10 protein-coding genes are annotated in these 12,485 nt (G+C 39.6%); all 10 read right to left on the bottom strand.

From position 1 onward, the window contains the following. Positions 1 to 7 precede the first annotated feature (7 nt). The 10 genes from uvrB to secA all read right to left on the bottom strand — a co-directional run bounded on the left by uvrB (position 8) and on the right by secA (position 12,387). Positions 8 to 2,023: an excinuclease ABC subunit UvrB gene (gene uvrB / locus AC6UD1_RS03670; protein ID WP_500707320.1), complete on the bottom strand. Its 2,016-nt coding sequence runs from the start codon at positions 2,021 to 2,023 to the stop codon at positions 8 to 10. Positions 2,024 to 2,175: 152 nt separating this feature from the next. Further along, positions 2,176 to 3,108 carry a thioredoxin-disulfide reductase gene (trxB, locus tag AC6UD1_RS03665; protein WP_500694436.1) on the bottom strand — a complete coding sequence of 311 codons (933 nt, stop codon included), beginning with the start codon at positions 3,106 to 3,108 and terminating at the stop codon, positions 2,176 to 2,178. Between the two features lie 16 nt (positions 3,109 to 3,124). Further along, complete coding sequence (locus tag AC6UD1_RS03660; RefSeq protein WP_500694437.1) at positions 3,125 to 3,634, bottom strand: thiol peroxidase; 510 nt, start codon at positions 3,632 to 3,634, stop codon at positions 3,125 to 3,127. 118 nt (positions 3,635 to 3,752) lie between these two features. Further along, complete coding sequence (galU, locus tag AC6UD1_RS03655; protein ID WP_500694438.1) at positions 3,753 to 4,652, bottom strand: UTP--glucose-1-phosphate uridylyltransferase GalU; 900 nt, start codon at positions 4,650 to 4,652, stop codon at positions 3,753 to 3,755. 23 nt (positions 4,653 to 4,675) lie between these two features. Beyond that, positions 4,676 to 5,692 (bottom strand): NAD(P)H-dependent glycerol-3-phosphate dehydrogenase, encoded by a 1,017-nt coding sequence (locus AC6UD1_RS03650; RefSeq protein ID WP_500706801.1) that lies wholly within the window; start codon positions 5,690 to 5,692, stop codon positions 4,676 to 4,678. 26 nt (positions 5,693 to 5,718) lie between these two features. Next, positions 5,719 to 6,540 carry a prolipoprotein diacylglyceryl transferase gene (lgt, locus tag AC6UD1_RS03645; protein WP_500707319.1) on the bottom strand — a complete coding sequence of 274 codons (822 nt, stop codon included), beginning with the start codon at positions 6,538 to 6,540 and terminating at the stop codon, positions 5,719 to 5,721. A 2-nt stretch (positions 6,541 to 6,542) separates the two neighbouring features. Continuing rightward, positions 6,543 to 7,559 carry an HPr(Ser) kinase/phosphatase gene (hprK, locus tag AC6UD1_RS03640; RefSeq protein ID WP_500694441.1) on the bottom strand — a complete coding sequence of 339 codons (1,017 nt, stop codon included), beginning with the start codon at positions 7,557 to 7,559 and terminating at the stop codon, positions 6,543 to 6,545. A 116-nt stretch (positions 7,560 to 7,675) separates the two neighbouring features. Further along, entirely contained in the window at positions 7,676 to 8,833 is a 1,158-nt protein-coding gene (locus tag AC6UD1_RS03635) for a PDZ domain-containing protein (RefSeq protein WP_500707318.1), read from the bottom strand. Between the two features lie 18 nt (positions 8,834 to 8,851). Then, a protein-coding gene (gene prfB / locus AC6UD1_RS03630) for a peptide chain release factor 2 (protein ID WP_500696122.1) occupies positions 8,852 to 9,968 on the bottom strand; the annotation gives its coding sequence in 2 pieces (ribosomal slippage) (positions 8,852 to 9,895 and positions 9,897 to 9,968; 1,116 coding nt in all). Positions 9,969 to 10,020: 52 nt separating this feature from the next. Continuing rightward, positions 10,021 to 12,387 carry a preprotein translocase subunit SecA gene (secA, locus tag AC6UD1_RS03625; protein ID WP_500694444.1) on the bottom strand — a complete coding sequence of 789 codons (2,367 nt, stop codon included), beginning with the start codon at positions 12,385 to 12,387 and terminating at the stop codon, positions 10,021 to 10,023. Positions 12,388 to 12,485: the final 98 nt, after the last annotated feature.

Genomic DNA, 12,485 nt, shown 5'->3' with positions numbered 1-12,485 from the left:
AACCACCTCACTTTTTCTTTTTCTCACCCTTAAGCTGCATCACGGTATCCCTTAAGTTAGCAGCTTGCTCAAAATCAAGTTTTTTGGCTGCCGCTCTCATTTCGTCCTCTAAATTATCAATCATTTCCTTTTGATCCTTAGCACTCATTTGGTCAAAATCGGATTCAACAAAGCTTCCATTAGTATTATCATCGTTGTTTTTCTCGCCCTGTTTATACGCAGAAATGGCCTTAGGAATTGGTTTGATAATGGTCTTAGGGGTAATGTTGTGTTCCTGATTGTACTTCATCTGAATGGAACGACGACGGGCAGTTTCATCCATCGCGTACTTCATCGAATCGGTAACGTTGTCCGCGTACATAATAACATGTCCGTGTGAATTACGAGCTGCTCTTCCAATTGTTTGTACAAGGGAACGTTTGTCACGCAAAAAGCCTTCCTTATCAGCATCCAAGATTGCAATCAATGATGTTTCGGGAACGTCAATCCCTTCACGCAACAGGTTAATTCCAACTAAAACATCAAACTTACCCAAACGCAAATCACGTAAAATTTGGGTTCTTTCGAGGGTTTTAATATCACTGTGCAAGTATTTTACTTTAATTCCCAAATCTTTTAGATAATCGGTTAAATCTTCTGCCATCTTCTTGGTTAAGGTCGTAACGAAGGTACGCTCGTTATTTTGAACTCGTTTATTGATTTCACCAACCAAATCATCCATTTGATCTTTCGTGGGACGAACTTCAACGGTTGGATCAAGTAGTCCAGTTGGACGAATAATTTGTTGGACAACGTGATTAGTCTTGTCCTCTTCATATGGACCCGGAGTGGCTGACATATAAACTACTTGATTAACCCGTTTTTCAAACTCAGGTAACTTTAATGGTCGATTATCAAGCGCGCTGGGAAGTCTAAATCCATAATCAATTAATTGCTGCTTTCTAGCCTTATCACCGTTAAACATTCCACCGATTTGCGGAACCGTTCGATGTGATTCATCAATGAACATCAAATAATCTTTGGGGAAAAAGTCCAATAATGTGTATGGAGCTTCGCCAGGTTTTCTGCGGTCCATATAACGAGAATAATTCTCAATCCCAGTTGTATATCCCATTTCACGCATCATTTCAATGTCATAGGTGGTCCGTTGCTTCAATCTTTGAGCTTCAAGTAGTTTGCCCTTTTTCTCAAAGTTAGCAACCTGTTTTACCATTTCATCCTTGATTTCAGGTAAAGCCACATCCATCGTTTCCTTGTTAGTCAAGAAGTGAGTGGCAGGAAAAATTGTAATCTGTTTTCGTTCACCGATAACTTCACCAGTCAACGTGTCAACTTCAGTAATTCGGTCAATCTCGTCACCGAAAAATTCGATCCGGTAGGCATGTTCATTTCTAGAAGCCGGAAAGACTTCTACTACATCACCATGTACACGAAAGCGACCACGTTGAAAATCAATGTCGTTTCGATCGAATTGAATGTTAACCAACTGACGCAAAAAGACATCGCGCTCTAGTTGTTGTCCAACGTGCAACGAAACCGTATGGTCCTGATATTCTTTTGGACTTCCTAAACCAAAGATTGAGGAAACTGAAGCAACCACAATCACATCATTTCGTTCTAGTAGGGCACTAGTTGCTGCATGGCGGAGCTGATCAATCTCATCATTAATTGAAGCATCCTTTTCAATGTAGGTATCACTAGAAGGAACGTAAGCTTCCGGTTGATAAAAATCATAGTAACTCACAAAATATTCCACCGCATTGTGCGGAAACAACTGTTTGAGCTCACTATAAAGTTGACCAGCCAAAGTTTTATTGTGAGATAACACTAGCGTGGGTTTGTTAATGTTCTTAATCACGTTTGCCATGGTGTAGGTTTTACCCGTTCCGGTGGCACCCAAAAGGACCTGATCTCGATCACCATTCTTAATTCCTTGAGTCAATTCCTTAATAGCCTCGGGTTGATCACCAGTTGGAGTAAATTTCGAAACTAGGTCAAAATTATTATTCGTTTTTTTAATCATATTGGCACCTCTTCTTAAACTCGGAAAAAAAGGAGAAAGCATTAACTTTCTCCCGTTACTTATAATAATTCTAGCATACGAACATACTTTCGCAAAGCAATTAGACCAAAGCTTCCATACAAAAAGAGCAGATCGACTCTGCTCTTTTTCGTTTAATCTTTAGTTTTCAGCTCTTCGACGTAATTGAAGACGCCCTGACCTGCAGTTCCGCCATCGCCGACCGCAGTCGTGATTTGACGTAGATGTTTCTTTCGTACGTCACCAACCGCGAAGACACCGGGAATCTTAGTCTTCATTTCATCATCGGTGTCAATCCAACCTTGTTCATCAGTAATTCCAAGGTTCTTGAACGCATCAGTCATTGGTAAAATACCAACGTAAATAAAGACACCAGAAGCTTTGATATTTGAAGTTTCACCGGTCTGATTGTTTTTAATCGCAACCCCGGTTACTTTTTGACCGTCACCTTCAATATCAGTAACGTTACTGTTCCAGACAAAATCGATATTGTCCTTATCAAAGGCCCGCTTCTGCAGAATCTTCTGGGCCCGAAGTTGATCACGTCTGTGAATGACCGTAACGTGCTTTACGATATTGGATAGATAAGTAGCTTCCTCAATCGCAGAGTCACCGCCACCAACGACAACAACGTCTTCGCCTTTAAAGAAGGCACCATCACAAACCGCACAGTAAGAAACACCTTTTCCACTGTAGTCTTGCTCACCGGGAACTCCGAGTTTCTTGTACTCAGAACCAGCACCAATAATTACAGAAGGAGCCTCATAGTCACCGTCTTCAGTCTTAACAATCCGCTTATCGCCATCAATGTCAATGCCAGTAACGGTTCCGTAGCCATACTCAGCACCAAACTGAGTACTCCCATCGTACATTTTTTTAGATAGATCTGGTCCTAAGACTGATTTAAATCCAGGATAATTCTCAATTTCGGCAGTGTTGTTCATCTGTCCACCATAGATCCCACGATCAAGCATTAATACAGATAGTTCGGCTCGTGATGCATACAATGCTGCCGTCATTCCGGCTGGACCAGCACCGATTACAATTACATCATACTTTTTTGCCATTATATCGCCTCAATCATTATTTATTGTTTGTTACTTTCTTTAACTCGTCAAGAACTGGTTCGTAGTTTGGTTGATGAGTAATTTCTGGAACTGCTTGGCAATACAAAATTTTGCCTTCAGCATTTACCAAGTAAACCACCCGAGCTAAGTGACCAAAAGCCGGGATGTATAAGTGCATGGCTTTTCCAAATGAACCATTAAAATCAGAAAGAATTTCCATGTTGTTGACACCGTGAGCGGCACACCAATTTTTTTGGTATTCAATTGGGTTATTTGAAATGGTAACAAATTTAATTCCCTTAAACTTTGATGCTTCTTGGTTAAAACGAGCAGTTTCTAAACTACATACCTTTGTCTTTAAGTTAGGAACCACACTAATCAACGTTGTCTGACCCTTTAAATCATCAGTCGTAACATCTTTCCCTTCAGCATTTTTTACGGTAAATTTTGGTAGATAATCTCCAACCTTTGGTTGATCATCACCCATTAACCATGATACTGGTAGTCCACCTAATTTAATTTTCATAACCAAAAACCTCCTTGACTAATATCAATTGTACAAAATTATATTATCATAAACTGAATTAAATGTTTAATCATTATACTTCAAAATAAAAAATGCCGGCAAAAGTCGGCATTTTAATCTAATTTTTCTGTTGTTCGTCTTCCTTAGTCAGCTTTTGACCAAGATTCTTAATGTATTCACGTAATTCTTGCTCAATTTCAGGGTGTTTTAAACCAAAGGTAATGTTAGTCTCAAGCCAGCTAAGCTTATTGCCGGTATCGTAACGATCACCCTTAAACTCATGAGCAAACACTCTTTGAGTTTGATTTAAGGTATTGATGGCATCGGTTAGCTGAACTTCATTCCCCTTACCTGGCTTAGTGTGTTCCAAAACGTCAAAGATCTGTGGAGTTAACAAGTAACGTCCAATAATTGCTAAATCACTAGGAGCGTCCTTAGGATCTGGCTTTTCAACGAAGTTTCTCACATTATAAAGTCCCTTTGAAACCTCGCTAACTGGTTCAATTACTCCGTATTTAGAAGTCTCCTTATGAGGGACTTTCATAACGGCAAGGGTTGAAGCTCCCGTCTTTTCGTAACTATTCATCAATTGTTTGGTGAGCGGAGTCGTATCTTCCATCAAGTCGTCTCCAAGCATAACCACAAATGGATCATTTCCAATGAAACTTTTGGCCGTTAAAACAGCGTCGCCAAGTCCACGTGGATAAGATTGTCTAATAAAGTAAATGTTCATATCATTAGTCTTCTGAATTGACTTGAGCATCTTTTCTTTACCCTTTTTTTCAAGGTTTTCTTCAAGCATTACGTTTGAATCAAAATGATCTTCAATGGCACGCTTGCCCTTACCAATCACAATGACAATGTCTTTGATTCCAGAAGCCTTAGCTTCTTCAACAATGTATTGAATGGTTGGAATATCAACAATTGGTAACATTTCCTTTGGAAGTGCTTTCGTTTCAGGTAAAAATCTTGTTCCTAAACCAGCGGCAGGAATAACAGCTTTAGTTACTTTTTTCATCTTCTTATATACCCCTTTTAGAATTAACCTTGTTCTGAACGTCCCTCTCTAGACATTAAATTAGAAATCGCGTCAGAAACGGTTTCTTCATTATTAATTACTGCATGAATTGCGGATGTAATGGGCATTTCTACCCCACGTTGTTTTGATAATTCAAATGCAGCTTGATTGGTGTCGATTCCCTCGATCACCATGCCCATGTCTTTAACAACGTCATCCAATTTCTTGCCCTTGCCAAGCTGATAACCAGCCCGCCAATTACGAGAATCAGAACTAGTTGCGGTAACAATCACATCACCTACACCAGACAATCCGCTAAAAGTTAATGGGTCCGCACCAAATGATACACCTAAACGTGATATTTCCGCAATACCACGAGTCATGAGGGCTGCTTTTGCATTATCACCGTAACCTAAACCTACCAAGGCTCCAGCTCCTAATGCAATAATATTTTTTAAAGCCCCACCAAGTTCAACCCCAATAATGTCGTTATTAGTGTAGATTCTAAAATAATCATTCATAAATAATTTTTGAAAATGCTCAGCAGATGGCATATCATCGCTCGCAACCGTAACTAAGGTAATATCACGTCTAGCAACATCTTCAGCTTGACTAGGTCCAGAAAGGGCTGAAATCGACTTACGATTTTGAGGATCAATTTCTTCTTGCAATACCTGAGACATTCGATCATAGGTACCCTTTTCAATGCCCTTACTTCCATGGATGATATATGGTTTCATTTCTAACTTGCCCAAAATTTTGTTAGCTTGATTTGCAACCGAACGAGTTGCCTGTGATGGAACAATGAATAAAACATCATCGGCTCCTTTAAGTGCCTCTTCCATGTCAGCATAAGCTTTCATCTCTTTTGGAAAGGTAAAGTTCTTGATGTAATGGGAATTAGTGTGCTGATTATTTAACTCATCCACCTGTTCCTTGCTTTTCGACCAAATTTTAACTTCATGCCCATTTTCAACTAAAATATCGGCGAGCATGCTGCCCCATGATCCTGCACCGAGTACTGCGATTTTTTCTGTCATTATTTAAATTATCTCCTACAAATCACTTAACTACCGTAGTACCAGACTAACTGGTCGTTTCGTCTACGATAAATTAAAACAAATAGTGCTACTACGAATAATAAAATGGAAAGCAACTGTGATACCCGGATTACGCCGAATAACATTAAACTATCGGTCCGCATGCCCTCGGTGAAAAAACGTCCAAACGAATACCACATCACGTAACTTAAAAAGACTTCCCCACGCTTAAAGAACTGCGGGGCATGTCTCATAATCATCAAGACAGCAAATCCTGCTAAATCCCAAAGTGACTCATATAAAAACGTTGGTTGGCGGTACGCCCCGCTAATAAACATTTGATTGATGATAACGTCAGGTAAATGTAAATGCTGTAAAAATTGAAGTGATGTTACCGCTCCAAATGCTTCCTGATTCATGAAATTACCCCAACGGCCAATTCCTTGAGCCATAATGACGGTTGGAGCGGCAATATCTAAAATCTGCCAGACTGACAAATGATGTTTAAAACAAAACCACCAAATAAATAAGCCAGCCCCGATTAAAGCTCCATAAATGGCAATTCCACCATCCCAAATTTGAATAATCTCATCTAGATGATGGCGATAATAACCCCATTGAAAAACCACATAATAGATTCGAGCCGAAATAATCGCAATTGGAATCGCCCACAAAATCAAATCATATAAAACATCTTCATTTAAGTGTTGTCGCTTAGCTTCTTTCATTGAAAGGTAAACGGCAATCAAGACAGCGGCAGCGATAAAAATACCATACCAGTGGACCGCAATTGGTCCGAGATGAATCGCAACCGGATTTAATGCCAATATGCTAAACACAACTTCCACTCCTATTCAGGATCCTTATTAGCATCTTGGCTAATATCTTTCTTATTTTGTTCAACTGCTTGTTCTTCGTGCTTCTGCTCCTGGTTGTTTTTAGAAGCATTTTCTTTGATTAATTCATTTAAGTTATTATCAAAGACCTTAGTTGCATCGTATCCCATTGAACGAGCCCTAAAATTCATCGCAGCGGTTTCAATGATAATGGCTAAGTTTCGACCGGGCTTGACTGGAATCGTCAATTTCTTCAAATCAACGTCAAAGATTCGAGTTGTTTCACGGTCGGTCCCAAGCCGATCATACTTAGTATCCTTGTTCCACTGGTCCAAATGAACGATTAAGTCCACTTTTGATTGGGAACGAACGGCACCGGCACCAAACAGGTTCATCACATCAATAATGCCAATCCCACGAATTTCTAGTAAGTGATTAAGAATCTTGGGAGCTTGACCAATCAAGGTTTGCTCATCTTGTTGATAAACCTCAACTCGATCATCAGCAATTAAACGATGACCACGCTTAACAAGTTCTAGCGCCGTTTCACTCTTACCAATTCCAGAATCACCGGTAATTAAAACACCAAGTCCATAAACTTCAACCAAAACACCATGAATGGACTTTCGTTCGGCTAACTTAGCTTCAAGATACGTCGTCATATTACTTAGAATTCTAGAGGTGGTTAACTTTGAACCTAAGATTGGAATGTGAGCTTTTTTGGCGGCTGCCACTAACTGCTCAGGTGGTTCTAGTTGAGTAGAAATAACAAATGCAGGCGTTTCTGGTTGACACATTTTGGTCATTACTTCTTTTAATTTTTCATCACTCATTCCCTTTGCAAATGAGGTTTCAGTTATCCCGAAGATCTGAATTCGCTTGGCTGGGTAGTAGTTAAAATATCCAGTCAATTCCAGTCCCGGACGTGAAATGTCACTAGTGGTAATGGGACGGTCTAAATATTCACGACCCCAAAAGACACTAAGATGAGTGTTCTTTACTAAATCAGCTACCGTTACACTCTGAGCCATTGGACCTACCTCCAAATAAAATTAATTTACTTAATTCTAACACAATCAGACCTAATTTAGGCGGTTCTTAATTTTATGCAAAATAAAAGAAGCGCCCATTAACTGGGTGCTTCTAACTAATTATTTTGAAACATTTCAATTCCGATCTCATGCGGTGAACCATCGTAAATTGCCGTTTCTTTAATCTCTAATTGATTCTTACGATTTTTAACCTTCATGTGAACAAAGGTCGGATCATCTTGTAAAGCAGAATACAATTGACTTTCCGAATTTACCGGAACGTTGTTAACTTCAACAATTAAGTCACCCGTTTTAAGTCCCATCTTATCGGCTGGAGTGCGGGGTTTAATCCCAATGATTCGGATTCCGTCAACCGCTTGACTAATCTGATTTCCGGTCTTTCGGTCAACGTGATGGAAGTGATACATGATGATTACATAAACCACTACCAATAAAGCAATCGCGATAATAACGTAGTAACTATTTCTCATAAAGTAAGCGCCCGCCGTTAGTAAAATGGCTAACAATGCGAGTTCTCCAATTGCGTTTGAAATCCGTGGCATTAACTCATTTGGCAAATGGTTAACAAACTTGAAGCGAAAACCAATCAAAAACGGAACAACCAAGAAGGTTACATGTGCACCAAAAATATTAAAAACTGGCCACATCGGTACGATCGTTTCGATTAATTTACCAGGAATCATCAGTACCAGCGGAATCACAGCTAACTCATTGTATCCATAAGATGCCACTCGGTTTCCGCGCCGATTCTTTGAAACCTGAGGAGAGTTAATCGTCCTACCATTCATCTTCAAAAAGATAAACATTAGGACCAGCATAATTGTGATTAAGGCTAAGTAATTGGCCGATCTTGATGCGTTCATATTCACGGCACCAATAAAGTCGCCACCTTTAATCATCGGGATTGAATAATCATTGAAGAAGACTCCAACAAAAATTGATCCAAATAAAATCAATGTCGGCACTAAGATTCCTGGGATCAGTAAACTAATGGCGATCAATAATTCATATAATAAAATCCAGTTTAAGGACACTTCAATCCCAACCAAAGCAGTTAAAATTGATCCAACAATTCCCAGCACAATTAATGATTTAAAAAAGACCCATCCTTCGTGAAATTTAGGGTTAACAGCACTTTCAAATAAGCGTCGTTCTCGATTTACTCTTCGATTGTAAACGAAGAAAACGCGAATAAGTGCAAACCAAAAAGCTGGCATAAAGACAAAAAACAAAATATTAGTCGCAACTGACATAATGAACTTCCTTTTTCGTTATTTTGGGTTCTTCTGTTTTAAATTCCACTGCAAATACGCGTTAATGAATGGATTCAAATCACCATCCATCACTGCTTGACCATTACCAGTCTCATAATTGGTCCGATGATCCTTAACCATTGTATAGGGATGAAAAACATAAGAACGAATTTGTGAACCCCAACCAATATCAAGCTGCTTACCCTCAATCTTGGCTTTCTCTTCTTCTTTTTTCTCTTGTTCACGTTCGTACAACTTTGATTTTAACATATTCATCGCTGTAACTCTATTCTGTAATTGTGAACGTTGGGCCTGACTTGAGGTGACAATTCCAGTTGGTAAGTGGGTAATTCGAACCGCTGAAGAGGTTTTATTAATATGCTGACCACCAGCACCGCTTGACCGAAAAACATCAATTCGGAGATCTTCTGGGTTAATGTCAACGTTCACAGTTTCATCAAGCTCTGGCATAACATCAACGGAGGCAAACGACGTATGACGCCGCCCTGCTGAATCGAAGGGTGAGATCCGCACTAACCGGTGAACGCCTTTTTCTGATTTCAGGTAACCATAGGCGTTGGTTCCAGATACTAAAAATGTCACACTGTTGATACCAGCAACGTCACCTGGTTGATAGTCTTCGACTGAAACCGAAAAGCCGTTTTGTTCGGCCCATCGTTGATACATCCGAAATAACATGGACCCCCAGTCTTGTGATTCAGTTCCACCAGCTCCAGGATGGATCTCAACAATTGCATTATTTTCATCGTATTTCCCATTCAAAAGTAAACTCAGCTGATAACTACTAAGTTCCTTTTGGGTCTTGGCTAATTCGTCATCGAACTCTTTCTTTAAATCATCATCACTAACTTCTTCAAGGAGTTCGAGGTTAACCTTTAAATCTTCCACCTTTTTAGCCAGTGAATTAAAATTATCATATTTTAATTTTAATCGATTGTTCTCATCAATTAATTTCTGGGCTTTTCTTTGGTCATCCCAAAATCCCGGTTCAGCCATTTTAGCCTCATTAACCGAAATATTTTCACTTAGTTGATCCAGGTCAAAGTGACCCCCTAAAGCCAGCTACGGCTTTTTTAATCTTTTCGACCTGTCCACGTGCTTCACTTAATTCCATTTCATACTCCTGAAGATGAAAAAACGGAGACCAAAAGTCCTCCGTTCTTAAACTATCTTTCCATATTTTGTCTGATCTCAGCTTTCATAAACAACCTAGTGACATCGTAGTCAATATCAGAGACCATTTCTTCAAACATTCTAAATCCTTCACGTTGATACTCAACTAATGGGTTTAATTGACCATAACCACGAAGACCGATTGACTCTCGTAATTGGTCCATTGAATCGATGTGGTCAGTCCAGTGTGAATCAACCACCCTAAGCACAACCACTTTTTCAAATTCAAGCATCTGTTCGGGATCCTGGAGCTCTTTTTCTTTCTTATCATACTCAGTATCAACGAGTCCCATCAAGTATGCCTTAATTTCATCACTTGATTTTCCTTTTAAGTCATCAATGCTGATTTGATCGGGACTAACTAATGAATTAATCGCAAAATCAAGGATGGTTTGGAGATCCCATTTCTTTTGATCTCCCTGAGTGTGCAAGTTGACAATTCGATTAACCGTTCGTTTGATCATTGGCATAATAACCCACTTAAGTGACTTATTTTCGTCAATCACTTTACTACGCTCGCCATAGATTACATCACGTTGTTGACGCATCACATCATCGTACTTTAACACGTTTTTACGTGAATCATAGTTATTACCTTCAACTCGTTTTTGAGCCGATTCGACCTGCTTCGTGATCATGTGACTCCGGATAACCGCATCATCGCCCTCAACCTTCATTGAGTCAAGAATACTTTTAACCTTATCAGACCCAAATCGACGCATCAAATCATCTTCAAGTGAAAGATAGAATTGAGAATAACCAGGATCACCTTGTCTTCCAGAACGTCCACGTAATTGATTATCAATTCTTCGTGACTCGTGTCGTTCGGTCCCGATAACCGCTAATCCACCTAATTTGACCACTCCAGGTCCAAGCTTAATATCAGTTCCACGACCGGCCATGTTGGTTGCAATGGTAACAGCTCCTTTTTGACCGGCGTTAGCAACAATGTCAGCTTCTTTGGCATGATTTTTCGCATTCAAAACTACGTGAGGAATTTTTTCTTCATCAAGTCGCTCTGAAAGATATTCAGAAGTTTCAACCGCAACCGTACCAATCAGGATTGGTTGTCCCCGTTTGTGTAAATCTTTAATTTTGGCAATAACGGCGTCAAATTTTGATTCCAAACTTGGATACAAAACATCTGGCTCATCAATTCTAACAACCGGTTTATTGGTTGGAACCGCAATGACATCCATGTTGTAAATTTCTCGAAACTCATCCTGTTCTGTCTTAGCGGTACCAGTCATTCCAGCTAATTTACTGTACTGTCTAAATAGGTTTTGATAGGTGATGTTAGCCATCGTCTTGCTTTCTTCTTGGATGGTAACACCCTCTTTAGCCTCAAGTGCTTGGTGAAGCCCATCTGAAAAACGACGACCTTCCATGATTCTTCCGGTAAAGGAATCAACGATTAAAACCTCGTCTTTTGAGACAACATAGTCTTTATCCTTTTCCATCACGTAATTGGCACGTAAAGCCTGATCCAAATGGTGGGTTAAAGCAGTGTTTTCCGTATCGTAAAGGTTATTTAAATTGAAGTACTTTTCGGCTTTTTCAATTCCAACATCCTTCAAAGAGACCGTTTTAGTCTCTAAATCAACCTTAAAATCTGTTTTAGGATTTAGTGTCTTGGCAAATTTATCTGCCTGCATGTAAAGCTTGTTTGACCCACGAGCTTCACCAGAAATGATCAATGGGGTTCTGGCTTCATCGATTAAGATCGAATCAACTTCGTCGACGATGGCAAAATTAAGTGGGCGTTGAACCCGATCTTCTTTATAAACCACCATGTTATCCCTTAAATAATCAAATCCAATCTCACTATTAGTTGAATAAGTGATGTCGCTATCATAGGCAGCTCGTTTTTCTTCCGGATTCTTATCAGCCGAGTTCACCCCGACCGTTAAGCCCAGCCAATTGTATAACTGGCCCATTTGAGTGGCATCACGTTGTGATAGGTATTCATTAACCGTAACGACATGAACACCTTTTCCTGATAAAGCATTCAGGTAGACGGGCATTGTAGCCGTTAACGTTTTCCCTTCACCAGTCTTCATCTCAGCAATATTACCCTCATGAAGGACAATTCCACCCATAATCTGGACTCGAAATGGATTTAGTCCGAGCACTCGTCTGGCACCTTCACGGGCAACCGCAAAAGCCTCAGGTAACATGTCATCTAAGCTTTCACCATTTTGATAACGCTTTTGAAATTCTGGAGTTTTAGCTTGTAATTCCTTATCACTTAATTTTCGATATTGTTCTGAGTATGAGCTGACCTTATCGGCGAGCTTTCCTAATCGTTTCAGTTCGCTTTTGTCGCTTTCAACCCATTTCTTTAAAAGGTTTGTTGCCATTGATTGATTTCTCCTCTAGTGTCTAAACCGTTTTTGTTTCTCGAATTCTCAGTCTATTTTCTTATTCTAACATTTTATCAAATCAATTAAAAATTCAT

This window comes from Fructilactobacillus sp. X8R1C1 (assembly GCF_059900945.1).
This window is presented reverse-complemented; position numbering and strand designations above follow the sequence as displayed.